The 17,758-nt window shown below is 34.6% G+C and carries 14 protein-coding genes and 1 pseudogene; 8 read left to right on the forward strand and 7 right to left on the reverse strand.

The annotated features are described in order from the left end of the window. From QLS31_RS00005 to QLS31_RS00030, 6 genes and pseudogenes are all read left to right on the forward strand, one after another. Nucleotides 1-125, forward strand: a pseudogene (locus tag QLS31_RS00005) (IS1595 family transposase); the annotation flags it as partial. A 188-nt stretch (nucleotides 126-313) separates the two neighbouring features. After that, nucleotides 314-853 carry a hypothetical protein gene (locus QLS31_RS00010; protein ID WP_282715635.1) on the forward strand — a complete coding sequence of 180 codons (540 nt, stop codon included), beginning with the start codon at nucleotides 314-316 and terminating at the stop codon, nucleotides 851-853. Between the two features lie 526 nt (nucleotides 854-1,379). Beyond that, nucleotides 1,380-2,303, forward strand: a complete 924-nt coding sequence (locus QLS31_RS00015; RefSeq protein ID WP_282715633.1) for a hypothetical protein — start codon at nucleotides 1,380-1,382, stop codon at nucleotides 2,301-2,303. Then, a complete protein-coding gene (locus QLS31_RS00020) occupies nucleotides 2,293-3,849 on the forward strand; it encodes a vanadium-dependent haloperoxidase (RefSeq protein ID WP_282741555.1) in 1,557 nt (518 codons plus the stop codon). The genes QLS31_RS00015 and QLS31_RS00020 overlap by 11 nt, the downstream gene beginning before the upstream one ends. Nucleotides 3,850-4,032: 183 nt before the next feature. After that, nucleotides 4,033-4,500: a hypothetical protein gene (locus tag QLS31_RS00025; protein WP_282741557.1), complete on the forward strand. Its 468-nt coding sequence runs from the start codon at nucleotides 4,033-4,035 to the stop codon at nucleotides 4,498-4,500. Nucleotides 4,501-4,593: 93 nt separating this feature from the next. Next, nucleotides 4,594-5,136 carry a GNAT family N-acetyltransferase gene (locus QLS31_RS00030; RefSeq protein WP_282741559.1) on the forward strand — a complete coding sequence of 181 codons (543 nt, stop codon included), beginning with the start codon at nucleotides 4,594-4,596 and terminating at the stop codon, nucleotides 5,134-5,136. A 49-nt stretch (nucleotides 5,137-5,185) separates the two neighbouring features. Here QLS31_RS00030 and QLS31_RS00035 read toward each other — a convergent pair whose 3' ends face one another. From QLS31_RS00035 to QLS31_RS00065, 7 genes are all read right to left on the reverse strand, one after another. Then, nucleotides 5,186-5,467 carry a F0F1 ATP synthase subunit epsilon gene (locus QLS31_RS00035; RefSeq protein WP_099713839.1) on the reverse strand — a complete coding sequence of 94 codons (282 nt, stop codon included), beginning with the start codon at nucleotides 5,465-5,467 and terminating at the stop codon, nucleotides 5,186-5,188. 79 nt (nucleotides 5,468-5,546) lie between these two features. After that, nucleotides 5,547-7,058, reverse strand: coding sequence for a F0F1 ATP synthase subunit beta (gene atpD / locus QLS31_RS00040; RefSeq protein ID WP_035668832.1), 1,512 nt, complete (start codon nucleotides 7,056-7,058; stop codon nucleotides 5,547-5,549). Nucleotides 7,059-7,313: 255 nt separating this feature from the next. Further along, entirely contained in the window at nucleotides 7,314-8,852 is a 1,539-nt protein-coding gene (locus tag QLS31_RS00045) for a G-D-S-L family lipolytic protein (RefSeq protein ID WP_282741561.1), read from the reverse strand. Between the two features lie 33 nt (nucleotides 8,853-8,885). Continuing rightward, nucleotides 8,886-11,711, reverse strand: coding sequence for a carboxypeptidase-like regulatory domain-containing protein (locus QLS31_RS00050; protein ID WP_282741563.1), 2,826 nt, complete (start codon nucleotides 11,709-11,711; stop codon nucleotides 8,886-8,888). A gap of 390 nt (nucleotides 11,712-12,101) precedes the next feature. After that, a complete protein-coding gene (gene glmS / locus QLS31_RS00055; RefSeq protein ID WP_282741565.1) occupies nucleotides 12,102-13,949 on the reverse strand; it encodes a glutamine--fructose-6-phosphate transaminase (isomerizing) in 1,848 nt (615 codons plus the stop codon). A gap of 6 nt (nucleotides 13,950-13,955) precedes the next feature. Continuing rightward, a complete protein-coding gene (locus tag QLS31_RS00060; RefSeq protein WP_282741567.1) occupies nucleotides 13,956-15,557 on the reverse strand; it encodes a DUF4270 domain-containing protein in 1,602 nt (533 codons plus the stop codon). Nucleotides 15,558-15,577: 20 nt separating this feature from the next. Beyond that, nucleotides 15,578-16,384 carry a glycogen/starch synthase gene (locus tag QLS31_RS00065; protein WP_121343223.1) on the reverse strand — a complete coding sequence of 269 codons (807 nt, stop codon included), beginning with the start codon at nucleotides 16,382-16,384 and terminating at the stop codon, nucleotides 15,578-15,580. Nucleotides 16,385-16,492: 108 nt separating this feature from the next. Here QLS31_RS00065 and panC point away from each other — a divergent pair, with 108 nt between their 5' ends. Next, nucleotides 16,493-17,341 carry a pantoate--beta-alanine ligase gene (gene panC, locus QLS31_RS00070; RefSeq protein ID WP_282741570.1) on the forward strand — a complete coding sequence of 283 codons (849 nt, stop codon included), beginning with the start codon at nucleotides 16,493-16,495 and terminating at the stop codon, nucleotides 17,339-17,341. Between the two features lie 14 nt (nucleotides 17,342-17,355). Next, on the forward strand, nucleotides 17,356-17,706 hold the full coding sequence (gene panD, locus QLS31_RS00075; protein WP_121343221.1) for an aspartate 1-decarboxylase: 351 nt from the start codon (nucleotides 17,356-17,358) through the stop codon (nucleotides 17,704-17,706). Nucleotides 17,707-17,758 lie beyond the last annotated feature (52 nt).

Here is a 17,758-nt window from a genome sequence, read left to right on the forward strand (position 1 = left end):
TCCACAAAATTAAAGGGAAATATCTCCAATTATACCTAAACGAGTTCGTTTACAAGCTTAACAGACGGTATTTTGAGGAAAAATTATTCGATAGGCTAGTAATAGCAAGTATTACAGGATTATGACTAAAAACGGACAATCAATAATATAATTCGTTAAAAATTAACAATTGAAAAATAGCAATGAAAAAAAAATACATAAATTTTTTCGAAAACGGTTTCGGTTTATAACTTTCATAAAATTATGTTAAAAAAAACTTAAAATTAATATCGAAGATGTTAACCTATGAAATAGTTTTCTACTTTCGGCAAATATGAAACGAATTGCATCACTTTTTCTAATAGTAACGTTGTTCTACAACGTGATGGGATACTATCTGATGTTTGCTTATCAAGAGGAGCAAGCGTGGGTGTCTTCTATGGAGAAAAAACATGATTCAGAGTTTCAAGTAATCAAATTGAACGCCACTTTATACTCCTTTATCGAAGACACTGATTTTGAGTATGTAAATGAAGATGTGGTTATCAACAATAAAAGTTATCATATTTTCAAGAAAAGAATTCAAAACAACATACTAAGTCTTTATTACCTACGCAATTCACATCAAGATGCAATAAGTCAGGATTTAAAAGACATTGTTGACAATCAATTATTCAACGGATCCTCATCAAAAGAGTCTCCAGTAAAAAAACTACTAAAATCTTTCCTAAAAGATTATGTAGCAAATACTGCTGTTTGCGTAGATTTTTCTCCAAAAACAGCCGTACTTTCAAGTGAACCTATCATTATGCCAAACCAGGCCTTAGATTCCGGATACATTTTCGTATCGTATTCACCACCCGATTTCGTTTAAATCTTCTTTCATTTTAGTGGAATCATTCGCTTTTATCTGGCATTTGTAAAGTCAAGATAATTCACGATTGCTTTTTTAGCTAAATCTGTACATTTATTACACCCTTTTATTAGAAATTATGCCTGTTATAAATACAAAATAATCTTTTGTATTTTCCCGAATTCGCTTTTTGCGAATGAATTCAAAGGCCTATTTTGTATTTCTATTCTGGTATGTTTTGTACAACTAGCTTTCAGAATCATGATTTAAATTAATTTACAAATTCAAAAAATGGATTTTTAAAAGAGTTCTTTATTTCAAATGCAACCTTCAATCTATTCTTTTTGCCTTGTAAATTCAATGAGATTTTTTGGCCAAAGCCAAAGTAAATCTTACTTACAGTGACACTACCTATCCACTAACTTATCTGTTTTTAATACCAAACTTCTTTTTAGAAAGAAGCCGTTGTTGGCCTGTTTTATATCATTAACCATTTTAAAAAATCAATTATTTTAAATATTAAACTACTAACCAAAACCATTTTTTAATGAAAAAATTTTATCTGAGTTGCCTGCTGTTGGCACCTTTATTTATGAATGCTCAAACAGAGATTGACGGTATTATGATGAGCAAAAACAACTTTTGTTTTGGAGCTGTATACCAATATAGCAGCTGGGACCAGTATTGGGAAGGAACCTTTAAAAGAGAAAATCTTAATCTTGGTACCGTTTCTACAAAATCAGTTGCCTTAATGGGAAACTATGGCGTTTCTGACAAATTGAATATTATTTTCAGCCTTCCGTACGTAGAGACAAAGGCTTCTGCTGGAACAATGGAAGGTCAAAAAGGGCTGCAGGACCTATCGTTAACCATAAAATACATGCCTTTTGAAAAAACAATTGGAAAAGCAACCTACTCTTTATATGCTTTAGGAGGGCTTTCGGCTCCAGTTTCTAATTATTCAGCTGATTATTTGCCATTAAGTCTTGGACTAAGAAGCAAAACTGCTTCTTTACGATTGATGGGTGATTATCAAAGAGGTCACTTTTTTAGCACTGTTTCTGGAGCGTATGTAAAAAGAGCCAACATAACCATTGACAGAAATTCCTATTACACAAACGAAATACATTACACCAATGAAGTTGATATGCCCGACGCAATTTCTGTAAACTTCAGAATAGGCTATCGCTCAAACAGATTAATAGCCGAGGCAGTGGTAGACAACTGGGTTACACAATCTGGAGGATTTGACATTACAACAAACAATATGCCTTTTCCAAGCAATACTATGAATGCATTAAAAGTAGGCGTGAATACTAAATATACACTCAAGAAAATACCGGCATTATCTATTATTGGAGGATGCAATTTTGTTACAGAAGGCAGAAATGTTGGACAATCGAATACCTTTTATGGCGGTTTATTTTATATCCTTAATTTAAAAAAAACAACTCAAGAAAATGAAAAATAAAATACAAAAAATAGCCTATAACAGTCTTTTGGTTTTGTTTCTTACGATGAACTATTCTTGTAGTGATGAGTTAACAGAACGCAACGAACAATTCCCTCAATTAAATCCGGCTAATACAGACGAATTAGCAGGAACTTGGAAAACATTCCTATTGACTACACCGGATGAATTCTCTTTGGATGCACCAATCGCAAGTACCGCAGCCGCATTTACAAGGGAAATCAATGAAATAAAAAGTTACCAGGCAAGCATAACGCCAGAACAGAAAAAAATAATAAAATACTGGAGTGCCGGAGGTGTTTTACGTTGGAATGAAATCATGCGAACTTTAGTTGCAAGACACAATCGTCCACCATATCAAAATGAAGACGGAACGTATCCTGCACCATCTGGAGCAAATCCATTTGCAAATCCTGAATTTCCTTTTTCAAATCCTCCATACGCAGCAAGAGCCTATGCTTACGTGAGTGCCGCGCAATACGATGCAATGATTGCTACTTGGCATTATAAAAAACTGTATAATAGAGCTGCACCTTTTACGGTTGATGCAACTTTACCGGTTTTAATCCCAAAAAGCGCCTTACCTTCATATCCATCTGAAGATGCTGTTTTAGCTGGAGTTACGGTTGAATTATTAAAATTATTGTTCCCAACAGAAATCGCTTACATACAAGAAAAAGCAGAGGAACAAAAATTATATCGCATTATTAGTGGTGCCAATGTTCGAAGTGATGTTGATGCAGGAATTATTTTAGGCAGAAAAATTGCAGGCAAATTTATCGCCAGAGCGGCTTCTGATGGAACTGGAGCAGCTATTGGTAATCAAGCGCTTTGGACACAACTGGAAACTCAAACTGCTGCCACTGGAGAAACTCCTTGGAAATCATTAGATGTACCTGCAAGACCTCCAATGTTACCATTGTTTGGAAAAGTAAAATCATTCTTAATGACTCCAGAAATGGTTGTTGCCAGCCGTCCGATTCCTCCGCCTTCTACAAAATCAGAACAATTTGCAAAGGAATTAGCTGAAGTAAAAAACTACGGAAAAAATGCCACAAGAAAGAACATGCAAATCGTGACTTTTTGGGCTGATGGTGTAGGAACTTATACACCTCCAGGACACTGGAATGCAATTGCATCAGAGTCATTTGTAGAGCTAAATTATAGTGAAGTACGATGGGCAAGAAATCTTGCATTATTAAATATTGCAATGATGGATGCAGCAATCAGCTGTTGGGATGCAAAATACACTTACTTCAACCCGAGACCTTCTCAAGTTGACCCCTCTATAAAGACATTAACAGGTACTCCTAATTTCCCTTCCTATGTATCAGGACACTCCACGTTTAGCGGTGCAGCCTGCGTAGTTTTATCCCACATAATTCCTGCAAAAAAACAAAGTTTTGTGGCTATGGCAAAAGAAGCTTCGGATTCTAGAATGTTTGGATGCATCCATTACAGAAGCGATTGTGAAAAAGGACTTGAATTAGGCGAAAAAGTAGGCGGTTTTGCTGTTGCAAGAGCACTTACTGATGGCGCCGAATAACTTAAAATAATTAAGTTGGTAATTTGTTTTAATGGTTTGTTTTAATATTTCATCTTCCCAACTACAGCCTAACAGACGTTGGAAACCTGTTAGGCTTTTTTTATTTTTCATGGGTCTAATTTGAAACAGAACAATGCATCGATTATAAAAAAAGCCAGAACAACCCATTAAACACCCTTACTAATGAAAAAAACATTCAATACTTTTTATTTTATTTTAAGCAAAAAAATGGAAAAACACAGCATCAATATGATGCGAATTTCATTGGCATTAATATACGTTTGGTTTGGTGCTTTAAAAATTTTCGGAATGAGTCCTGCCGGCGAATTAGTAGAACAAACCGTTTATTGGTTTAAACCCGAAATATTTATTCCAATTCTTGGTATTTGCGAAGTTCTTATAGGTCTTGGTTTACTCATAAAACGGCTTATTCCTTATACTATTCCGCTATTATTAATGCATATGGCGGCTACATTTTTTCCTGTTTTTATTCTAAAAACTATTTGTTTTGATGCGTTTCCTTATTGCCCTACTTTGGCGGGACAATACATAATCAAAAATCTTATTTTAATTTCTGGAGCCCTTGTGGTTGCAGGAAAATACAATGAAAAATATTATGCAGAAATGAATTTGAAATTAAGCGAAAAATAAAAATCTAAATCCATTTCGTGTAATCAAAGATTTTCTAATTTTATAATTACAGATAGTAAATACCAATCATCAATCCGTAATCAATAAAATCAAATGAAACCTATACTTTATAAAAGAGCGTCAACTCTAGACGAATTGGAACAAATTAGAACACTCCAATTACAAAATAGCTCTAAGAATATAAGTTCTGAAGAAAAACTTCAAGAAGGATTTGTTACTGTGCAACATTCCGTCGCTTTGCTAGAACAAATGAATTCTGCTTGCGCACATATTATTGCCAAAGACAATGACGCAGTAGTAGGTTTTGCACTTGTAATGCTTTCTGGCTTTAGGAACGAAATCAAGGCTCTTATTCCCATGTTTGAAAGAATTGATGAATTAGTATCCAAGGATAAAACCTACGTTGTAATGGGGCAAATTTGTGTAGATAAAAACCATCGCAAACAAGGAATATTCAGAGGACTTTATCATTTTTACAGAGAGGAACTGCAACATCAATTTGATTACTTAATCACTGAAGTTGCCGCTATAAATCTTCGCTCTATGCAAGCACACGAAGCCATTGGATTCAAAATAATTGATACTTATAACGAAGATGGGATTGTTTGGAATATTATACTTTGGGATTGGACATAAAAAAACCTAACAAATTGTTAGGTTTTCATTTTTTATGATCAAGATTACTTTAGTCAGCTAAAATAATAACTTTATTGTCTTTCATTTCAATTGTACCTGAATTGATAGCCAGTGTATAATTTTGAGCATCTAACTTCGTGAATTTACCTGCTACTTCTTTTGCAAAAGCAAAATCAGAAGCTGTAATTTTCACGACACCTTTTCCTAAAATAGAAACGATTGGTGCGTGGTTATTCAAAATCTGAAAGCTTCCATCAACTCCTGGCAATGTAACCGAAGTTACTTCTGCTGAAAATAATTTTGCTTCTGGTGATACTATTTCTAATAACATATTTTTGTAGTTTGAAAATTTAAAAGTTTAAAGTTTAAAGTTACGAGTGAACTTTAAACTTTAAACTTTTAAACTAATTTTAAGCTTCCGCTAACATTTTTTCTCCAGCTTCGATAGCTTCTTCAATAGTACCTTTAAGGTTGAAAGCTGATTCTGGCAAGTGATCTAATTCACCGTCAATAATCATATTAAATCCTTTGATAGTATCTTTGATATCAACTAAAACTCCTTTTAATCCTGTAAATTGCTCAGCAACGTGGAAAGGTTGAGATAAGAAACGTTGTACACGACGTGCTCTTGAAACGGCTAATTTATCATCTTCTGATAATTCTTCCATACCAAGGATCGCAATGATATCTTGTAATTGTTTGTATTTTTGTAAAATTTCTTTTACTCTTTGCGCACAGTCATAGTGCTCATCACCTAAAATTTGAGGAGTAAGAATTCTTGAAGTTGAATCCAATGGATCAACCGCAGGATAAATACCTAACTCAGCAATTTTACGAGATAATACAGTAGTAGCATCAAGGTGAGCAAAAGTTGTAGCCGGAGCCGGGTCAGTTAAATCATCCGCAGGAACGTAAACCGCTTGTACAGATGTAATAGAACCTTTGTTTGTTGATGTAATACGCTCTTGCATCGCACCCATTTCAGTAGCCAATGTTGGTTGGTACCCTACCGCAGATGGCATACGACCTAAAAGTGCCGAAACCTCAGAACCAGCTTGTGTAAAACGGAAGATATTATCCACAAAGAACAATACATCTTTACCTTGATCAGTTCCTGCTCCATCACGGAAATATTCTGCAATAGATAATCCAGAAAGTGCTACACGAGCACGAGCTCCTGGAGGCTCATTCATTTGTCCGAAAACGAAAGTAGCTTTAGACTCTCTCATTCCTGGCATATCAACTTTAGATAAATCCCATCCTCCATTTTCCATAGAGTGCATGAATTCATCACCGTATTTTATAATTCCTGACTCTAACATCTCACGAAGTAAGTCATTTCCTTCACGTGTTCTTTCTCCTACTCCTGCGAATACTGAAAGTCCACCGTGACCTTTTGCAATATTGTTAATCAACTCCTGAATCAATACTGTTTTACCAACTCCAGCACCTCCGAACAATCCAATTTTACCCCCTTTTGAGTAAGGCTCAATTAAATCGATTACTTTAATACCTGTGAATAAAACTTCAGAAGAAGTAGATAAATCTTCGAATTTTGGTGCTTGTCTGTGAATAGACATACCGTTTTCTCCTGTTTTTGGTAAATTACCTAAACCGTCAATTGCATCTCCAATTACGTTGAATAAACGACCGTAAACATCGGCACCGATTGGCATTTGAATAGGATTTCCTGTTCCAACTACTTCATAGCCTCTACTCAAACCATCTGTTGAGTCCATCGAAATGGTACGTACTGTGTTTTCACCAATGTGAGATTGTACTTCAAGTACTAATAAAGTACCATCTTTTTTTGTGATTTCTAACGAATCATAAATTTTTGGAAGTTCAACATCCTTACCGTTGAAAACTACATCAACTACTGGTCCAATGATCTGGGCAACTTTTCCTATTACTTTTGACATTACTTATGTATTTATTAAATAGCTATTTAGGTTTATGAATTAGTACCAACCGAAACGTATCGATTAAATGCTTTTTTCAGAGCGCAAAGATAATTTTTTAAAATATAAAATCAATTATTTTTTTATAAAAAAAGGATATTTTTAGTAGATAATGGAGAAATGACTTAGAAACAGACAAAAGATAGCAATATCCTCAAAAATAAAAAACCATCACGTCAAAAAACGGATGGTTTTTTATAAAAAAGTAAATTCTGATTATTGTATCGTTGCTGGATATTGAATCCCATATAAACCTAAATCAACCGGTCTTAATGTTGCTGCAAACTTAGCATTAATCGCGTCTGAAAAAAGATTTGCGATTAACGCATATCCTCTAGGACTTGGATGAATTCCATCCAGCGAAAAAGCACCTCCAGTAACATAAGCCGCTGTTATATGATAATTCCCAAAACGAATACCTCCTGAAGAAAGTTGAGTCATAATCGCTTTTGTATCTACAAACGCTAATCCTTTTGCATCAGCAATAGCCTTAATCGTCACATTATAGGCATCCGTAGCCACTTTAATATCTGCTATTTCAGTTGGAATTAAAACATGCTTATCTTGTAACGGAAATGTAATTCCAAACTTATTTAAAGGCGATGGCGGAGCAATTCCAATACCTGAATCAGTAGCAGTAGGAGCAACTCCGATTGCAGATTGCGTAAGCAGAATAACTAAATCTGTTTTTGTTGCTTGTCTAGCTTGCCCAAAAACATTTCCATAAAAAGAAGCTGTAGCCGCCCCAAGTGATGGAGTAAATGCAGCCGTTAATTGCGCTGATAAATTTGGTAAAGATTCATCTTTAATCAACAATGGATTTGAACCAGTTGTTGACAATAAATTAATCCTTCCACCAGCACTAAAAGCAGTTAAAGCAGCTTTTAACGGACCATATAATTGAGCATTAAGCGCATTTATTGTTGCTTCTCCAACTGCAACGTTCCCTCCGCCAAGAACTTTTGAAGTCAAAGGATTATAAGGTACCGTTGTAAAATGAGGAAGCGAATTCACGTAAGGCAAATTAGCAACCACACCTTTAGCACCTTTAGCGGTCATTTCAGTTACAATTTTGTTGTAAGCAAAATCGAATGTTGCCGTTGGAGTTATCGGATCTGTTCCGTCTCCACCTGATGTTGCATAACCTAAAACATCATTTCCTCCTATCCATAAAGAAAAGAACGTCGGGTTTTGATCTGTAGCATCCTTCACAATAGTGGTTCCTGGCGCAGCGGAAAAACGAGAAAAATATGGGCTAGCGGTTGCAGGAGTAGCAAAAACCCCAGCAAGATCTCCATATCCTGGAGCAATTAAATGGTAACTTTTCGCTCCGGGAACACCCATGTTATTAAAAGAACCAGTCAAACGAGCTGTAATTGCCGTTCCTGAAACACCTGGTACATTTACAGGTCCCACACCATTAAAATAAAGTCTAGTTGGAAATTTCGGGATTTGAAATCCTCCTGAGGAAAACCCTCCTGTATTATCAACCATCAATGGAGTAGTAAAAGCACCACCACCAGCTAGAGTAAATTGTTGTGATAATATATTCACATACGAACCCTCTTGACCTTTTTTGAAAAGAGCCCCGTCACTATATCCGGCAGCAAATGAATCCCCTAAGGCAACATATTTAGCAAAACTTGCGGTCCCAGATGTTATAGGAACCTCAACGGGTGCAGCATTTTCATCATCGTTATTACATGCTGCGAAGGTTAGCGAAATCAACAACAGCCATTTGAAATTTTTTATCATAATATATTTTTTAAAATTATTGACCTTATTAAATTATGGGTTGATTGTCCAAGAAGCGAACCATTGTTGTCCTATTGCACCTGCTCCTATTACTTGAATGTAATCTTTTCCACCAATATTAGTAGCACCAACTTTAAGCACTGATTTCAATTTAGGGAAACCATAATTGATTTGAGCATCCAAAATCGTGTTCTCAGGTACTATTCCGTCAGCAAAAGAAGATTGCCATAAATACTCTGTATTGTATCTTGCATTAACATTGAAACCAAAGTTTTTAAACAATTTAGTATTACCAATAGACGCTTTAACTCTATGTTTCGGAGTATTAAAACCAGCAACAAAACTTGGATCTTCTTCTTGATTGAAATTAAATTCAGCATAATTATAATTTACACCCAATTCAAAATCCTTGTACACTTTTTTAGACAAACCAACACCAAAACCTAAAGATGTAATTTTTGCTATAGTATTTGTATATACTTGATATACTCTTCTGTCTCCATTGCTTAAAGCTGAAAGTGTTGCCAAAGTTGCAGGATTACCAAAATCAAAAGTTGTATTAACATTCCCATAATAAGGACTGATAACTCTAGATGTATTCATGAAATCATTGTATAAATTATAATACCCATTTATATCAATTGACAAATCATTGTTTATAACCGAACGGTATCCCACTTCAAATGCCTTAACCTCTTCTGGCTTTACCAAACCTACATTAGCCGCTTTTAGTAATGCTGCTGCCGCAGGAACATTGGTTGGGTTAGCCGCAATAGCCGCACTAAAAGCCTGAACTGACGGTAAAGTATAAGAATTATTATACGCATTCTGACCCGTTAATGTTAAGGTTGCCGGAACTCCTAATGCCTGACCCGCGGCACTCACGTTTCTAATTTCTGTAAAACGATCTAAATTCTCCGGAGCAGAACCAATTAAGGCAAACGGTCCTAAATCTAAACCAATATACTGATCTTGTGTTGTTGGATTTCTAAATCCAGTTTGATAAGAAACTCTGAAATTATGTCTTTTAGTTGCTCCTGCAGAATATACAAATGATACTCTTGGAGAAATATTTCCGTTGAAATTTTGACTTTTATCATAACGAACAGAACCCGTAAATTTCAATCGGTCATCCATGAATTTTTTTGCAATTTGAGTATAAGCACCGTATTCATTATATCTTAAAGGACCGTCAAAATCAGTGAAGATTGTTCCTTGAGAATTCATTTCGTATTGTCTGAATGAACCTCCTAATTGAATTTCAGCAAATTTCACTAAATCTTTAAAATTATAATTCACATCTGAATGATAAATCTTTGATTGATCAATAAACTTAGCTCCTTTAGTAAGGTCTGGCTCAGAAATAGCAGCAGCTAAAGCATTTTTGAATTGAACAGAACCCGGCTCAAATCTAGCACTCCCTGTTGGAGTAGGTAAAAAAGCTAAACCAGCTGGCTTGACGTTATAATCAGCATAATTTCTTGCATTTGCAGCTGATTGTTGAGCATTAGTACCCAAAATCGCACCCGACAACTGATAAGCTGTCGCGTAGTTTGTAAACCATTCCGTATTAGATTTTGCTGCACTATTCACATTCCAAGCAGCAAAACGCATGTCGTATGAATTTCCAGCGTCTTCATCTGTGATATATCCTCTTACAAAGAAATTTTTCCCTTTTACCTCCAATTTAGATTGTTGCATGAAAAAATCTCCCAATGCATATCTATTTGCTCCTTGATAAATAGTACTTCCCAACCCTATTTTGTGTTGCAATATAATTTCTGTTTCACCTTTCCATGGTTTAAAATGCAAAGAAAAATCAGCTTTTACACTTTTCACTTTATTATCATTTAAATCTTGCTCACGATATCCTGTTCTGCTTACTTGCCCCACGTTTGTAATAAATGTAGTTACCTCATCACCATAAAGATTTAATCCGTCATAATTTTGATTGTTTGCATGACCAATTGAACCCCCTGTCACACTTCTCTGATCGGAAGCAATCCATTCGGTCGCTCTCATAAAATTGAAGTTTGCTTTTGCAGCAAAATGTTTACTAAAAGCTGTTGCAGCTCTTAAACCAAAATCAAAATAATCATTCGTTCCTGCAACATCTTGACTTGTTTGACCATATTTTACGTAAGTACTAATCCCTTGATTTGTAAAAGGATTTTTACTATTCATAAACAAAATACCATTGAAAGCATTTGCTCCATAAAGAGCCGAAGATGCTCCCGGAAGCAACTCAACATTAGCCACATCAATATCCGAAAGACCTATTAAGTTTCCTAATACAAAGTTCAACGCAGGAGAAGAATTATCCATTCCATCTACTAATTGCATGAAACGAGTATTTGCTACCGTTGAGAAACCTCTTGTATTGATAGACTTAAATGAGATACTACTTGTATTAAAATGCACCTCTTTAAGGTTTTCTAAACCATCATAAAATGTAGGTGCTGTAGTACTTTTAATTTGTTGAATACCCATTCGCTCAATAGTAACCGGTGACTCAATCACTCTTTCTGGGGTTCTTGATGCAGAGACCACTATCTCGTTTAGTTTAGTCTCTTCATCTTCAAGCTTTACAACTAACTTCTGATTATCAGACGAAACATTAATTTTTTTAGATACATATCCTACACTCGTCACCTCAATTGTAAAAGGCGGCTTTCTGGACGATTTTAAAATAAAAGAACCATCGAAATCGGTAATCGCACCTGAAGTGTCTCCAACAATTTTAATGTTGGCTCCAGGAATAGGTTGGTTGTTACTGTCTGTAACAATACCTGAAATTGAATTTTGAGCAAAAGTTAGGCTACAAAAAAACAATGACAAAAAAAGTAAATACACTCTCATTGGGTTAAAATTTGTTGGTTTATGACGCCAAAGTACAAATATTTTTGATATTAATAAAAAAGCGCCTAAAAAATTTCATATTTATCAGTTATTTTACCTCATTCGCACTTATTCTACATTTATTTTTTATTATTATATGTTAAAAATTATGTAATAATAACAGAATATCATTATGCATGCATATAAAAAATACATTTATCACAAAAAAATTATTAATTTTTAGATATTTGATAAAAGTGATAAAGCTGAGGAAATTTAACGTTTTCTTTACGCTTTTCAAGCATTTAAAGAAGTCACAATCCAAAAAAACTTATTCTATAAAAAAGCCTCGAAAGAAATCTTCCAAGGCTTTTTTTAAATATTGTAATGTAAATCTGTTTTGTATAAAACTTATTCTACAGTTACTGATTTTGCTAAATTACGAGGTTGATCAACATTACAACCACGCATAACCGCAATATGATAAGACAAAAGCTGTAATGGAATTGTCGTGATCAATGGTGACAAAGCATCTGATGTTTCAGGGATTTCAATAACATAATCAGCTAATTCACGCACTTGCGTATCGCCCTTAGTTACAACAGCAATAATTTTTCCGCTTCTGGATTTAATCTCCTGAATGTTACTTACAATCTTGTCATAGTGCCCTTGCTTTGGCGCAATAACAACCACTGGCATGTGTTCATCAATTAATGCAATAGGTCCGTGTTTCATTTCAGCTGCAGGATATCCTTCAGCATGAATATAAGATATCTCTTTAAGTTTCAAGGCGCCTTCAAGAGCTACAGGAAAGTTATATCCTCTTCCTAAATAAAGACAGTTAGGAGCATCTTTAAAAGCAGAAGCAATTTCTTTTGCCTTTTCATTTGTCTCTAAAGCCTCTTTCACTTTTTCAGGAATAATTTGTAATTCTTGCAAATAGGTATGAAAATCGCTATTCGACAAAGTCCCTTTGGCTTTTGCTAAACGCAAAGCAATCATTGTCAATACTGTAATTTGCGTGGTAAAAGCTTTAGTCGATGCGACACCTATTTCAGGTCCGGCATGTGTATAAGCTCCTGCGTGCGTTTCCCTAGAAATAGAAGAACCCACTACATTACAAACACCAAACACAAATGCTCCATGCTCTTTGGCTAGTTTTATAGCAGCCATAGTATCTGCTGTTTCACCTGATTGTGAGATAGCAATAACTACGTCTTTACTATTTATTATTGGGTTTCTATATCTAAACTCCGAAGCATACTCTACTTCTACTGGAATACGTGCAAACTCTTCAAAAACATACTCTGCAACTAAACCTGCATGCCATGAAGTTCCGCAAGCCACAATAATAATTCTATCAGCATTAAGGAATTTCTCTAAATTATCCTCAACTCCAGCCATTTGAATAATACCCTCATTAGCATGTAGTCTTCCGCGATAGGTATCTTTTATAACACTTGGTTGCTCATAAATCTCTTTAAGCATAAAATGATCGTAACCACCTTTTTCAATTTGCTCTAAGTTCATTTGAAGCTCCTGAATATATGGATCAACTAAAGAATCATCTTTAATTTTTCTAATTTTCATGGCTTTATGCAATCTAATATTTGCCATTTCGCCATCTTCAAGATAGATTGCGTTAGAAGTATATTCTATAAAAGGCGAAGCATCCGAAGCAATAAAATATTCTCCTTCTCCTACTCCAATTGCCAATGGGCTTCCTAATCTGGCAGCAACAATTTCGTCCGGAGTCTTTTTGTCAAAAACAGCAATTGCATACGCTCCCACTACTTGATTCAATGCCACCTGGACTGCTTTCCCCAGTTTTAAATTCTCTTTAGTTTGTACCTCTTCAATAAGATTTATCAATACCTCAGTATCAGTATCCGAATGAAAAACATACCCACGTTTTATTAATTCTTCTTTTAAAGGTGCATAATTTTCAATAATTCCATTGTGAATTATTGCCAAATCACCTGAATTAGAAAGATGAGGATGAGAATTCACATCGTTTGGAACACCATGAGTTGCCCAACGCGTATGCCCTATCCCTATAGTCCCGTTTGTAGTAATTGCCGTAGCAGCCTTTTCCTCAAGATCTGAAACCTTCCCTTTTGTTTTACAAAGTTTTAGCTCTTCACCATCATATAACATCACACCGGCACTATCATAACCTCTATATTCAAGCCTCTTTAATCCTTTTATTACAATAGGATAAGCTTCTCTATAACCGATATAACCAACGATTCCACACATAATTTTTTAATTAGGTTTTGTATAATAAATTTCAAGCTTCAATCTCTTATCATCAGGAACCGTGGATTTACCTCCAAATAAAATAGTTCCTAAAGGATTCATTACAGATGCTTTTGGCGCTCCAGAAATAAAAGCATTTGGAGTTCTCAACTTATGAGAAGCTATTGTACCAATATCTTCTGTAACTACCAATCCCAATTTAACATTAGTTGAATCTTTATATTTAACAAGATTCCTTATTTGATTTGTAACCCTAATTTTATACGTAACTCCTCTTTTACTAGTAGTATTTCTATTTATATTACCATCAAAAATGGCTTTTGATTTTTTAACATCAACACTATTTGTTGTTGCATCTGCATAATAATCAACAATAGGTCGGTTATTATTAAAATCATATAGATAGATTCTTTGTGGCTCATAATTATTAGCCATGGTAGCAGCGTCAATATGAAAAACCAAATTAGCTTCATTAATCAACCACCCACTATTCCTGATAGCTTCTAATTCACCTGGAGTATTAAAAAGACTTATTACCGCTACAGACCCTTCACCACCTTTTAGATACAGTTTATCATCCCCTTCGGTTGTATTTCCAGTATTTGGCAAAGCATTATAAGCAAGTCCACTACCTGCAAAATCTGTATTCAACAAACTCACTGAATTCCCGGTCATATCAAGAACTATGGTTTTTTTAACTCGTGTAATTGTAGTCACACCAGCAGTTGTTGTTGACAAATCTTCATTGTATTTTAAAGTAATTTTTCCCGCCTTAAAGTTCAACATTGCTAAATTTCCGGCACTACTTCCTGATTTTTCCATTTTAAAATAAAGTCCTCTGAAGTACTCTTTGAAAACATCATTTGTTGCCAATTTTCCAGCTGCAACAGCATCAATTATTTTTGTTTTGAAAAAAGCTTTATTCAAATTCAATTGCATTCCCGGAGGAGTTCTTGTAGTTGTAACTACTTTGGTAATTGAATCTGTTGTAATCACAACATGTTCCGCTGGATCAAAGAAAAACTCATCGTTTTGAGCTAAACTGGAATCATCATTTAAACGATTTGGTTTTTTAACATTATCAAATTCAGCATTTTGATTTGTGAAATATTTTTGAGGCTGCAAAAACCCACCAATAGGATCTGCATCTCTCATATAATAACCAGACTCATAAACACTTAGTTTCATCTCAGCCTTATCAGGTCCATATATAGAATCTAGCACATATTCATGACTGCCATCAGTTTTTGTAACTGTTTTGGTCGCATCATAATAATATGGGATTGTTAAAACTACACTTTCAATATACGGTCTTGTACTAATCGTTGTTATGGTTGCTGGCAAAGTCAATTGCGTACCAAAATTGGCAGTTGTTTCACCAAAATTTGGATTGTTATAAATTCCCAAAGGATTTACCACAAGATCATTTGATTGTATAGGACCTGTTTTTTGATTGTAAGCTAAAACATTGTACGTTTCTTTTTTGAGATCAAAATTGTTTTCACCAATTAAATCACCTCCAATTTCATTATAATCTTTATCACAGGAATATAAAAAAACAACACTCGCAACTACCAGAATTTTCTTAAAAAAAGAATTATTGTACATATTTAATAAAAAAGTTTAATTTAAAGAACCTCGTTTCTATAGAAATTAGTATACGCTTCCGCGAATGCATCTTTCGGTGCGAAAGGTAAAAAAGGTTTTCCTGAAGATTCTATATATTTTGTTAAACTTGGAGACAGGTTTTCTGATGCAATAATCACAGCATCGGAATGCTTAATAGTAGCCTTAATGATGTTTTCATAGTCTGGAACTTCCAAATCTGAAATCGCATCATCAGGAACACCGTCAAATTTCACTTTATTAATCATTTCAACATCTAAAGTCCCATCAAAAGACTGACTGTAAACCGAAGTAACAATCTTTGTCTCAGAAAACAAGGCTTCATTTTTGTAAAAATGCTTCATATAAATGGGTAACATAGCAGCCATCCATCCATGAACGTGAATAATATCAGGAACCCAATTCAGTTTTTTTACCGTTTCAACTACACCTTTTGCAAAGAAAATGGCACGTTCATCATTATCAGGATACATCACACCTTCTTCATCAGCAAATGTGGCTTTCCTTTTGAAATACTCATCATTATCAATAAAGTAAACTTGTATTCTTTCTTTTGGTATGGAAGCCACTTTTATAATCAAAGGCATATCCAAGTCGTTCACTACCAAATTCATCCCCGAAAGTCTAATTACTTCGTGCAATTGATGTCTTCTCTCGTTAATATTTCCATACCTTGGCATAAAAATTCTTATCTGTCCACCTTGATCATTAATCATTTTCGGCACGTCGTAAGACATTAAAGAGACCTCATTTTCAGCGAGATAAGGCACCACTTCAGATGATACATATAATATCCTCTTATCTTTCATATTGTAATTTACTTAATTTATTGGCAATAAAAACCACGCAAAATTACAAAATTTTATGCAGTTATTAACTAAAATAGTAAGTTTGCATTTAATTTTAATAATACTGCCATGCATATTTTCTACGGAAAAGCATCTTTAATCGACTATTTGAAATCAATAAAAACCGTCCAATCCACTATTGGATTTGTTCCTACCATGGGCGCTTTACATCAAGGTCATTTGGCATTAATGCAAAAATCATTGCTCGAGAATGAAAATACTGTCGTAAGTATTTTTGTAAATCCAACACAATTTAACAATCCCGAAGATTTAGCAAAATACCCCCGAACATTGGAAGAAGACGTAAAAAAACTTACGGGTTTAAATCCAAATATAATTCTATACGCACCATCTGTTGAAGACATTTATGATGGGAAACCTCTTTCTCAATCTTTCGATTTTGATGGTCTTGAAAATCAAATGGAAGGCAAATTCAGACCTGGTCATTTTAATGGAGTAGGTACCATTGTAAAACGTCTGTTTGAAATAATAGAACCAACAAACGCGTATTTTGGCGAAAAAGATTTTCAACAATTACAAATTGTCAAAAAAATGGTCGCCAAAAACCACTTACAAGTAAACGTAATTGGCTGTCCTATATACAGAGAATCCAATAATCTTGCGATGAGCTCCAGAAACGAACGTTTATCAGCACAAGAAAGAGACGAAGCGGCTATTATCTATAAAACACTAACCGCTGTAAAAGAAAAATTTGCGACTAATAGCACCACCGCTATTTCAGAATGGGTTCAAAAATCATTCAACAAGAACACGCGCTTCACATTGGAATATTTCGTAATTGCCGATGAAGCAACACTTTTACCTTGTACCCGAAAAAATAAAAATAAAAAATACCGTGCGTTCATTGCGGTACTTGTCAATAATATTCGATTGATTGACACCATTTCATTAAATTAATTTACTTTTGTAGCATGCAAATTCAAGTCGTAAAATCAAAAATACACCGAGTAAAAGTAACTGGCGCTGATTTAAATTATATCGGTAGCATTACCATAGATGAAGCTTTACTGGAAGCCTCCAATATCATTGAAGGAGAAAGAGTATTCATCGTAAACATCAACAATGGCGAACGCTTTGACACCTACGCCATCAAAGGCGAAAAAAACTCAGGCATCATAACCTTAAATGGTCCAGCAGCCAGAAAAGTACAAAGAGATGATATTATTATCATTATTTCGTATGCAATACTAGAATTTGAAGAAGCAAAAGCCTTCAAACCGTGGATTATTTTCCCTAACGAAAATGACAATTCTTTGACCTAATTCTTCAAAGAACAAATACGTACTGATATACTTTTTGAAAAAGATAAATTAC

This window comes from Flavobacterium sp. XS2P24, from assembly GCF_030010285.1.
Classification (GTDB): domain Bacteria; phylum Bacteroidota; class Bacteroidia; order Flavobacteriales; family Flavobacteriaceae; genus Flavobacterium; species Flavobacterium algoritolerans.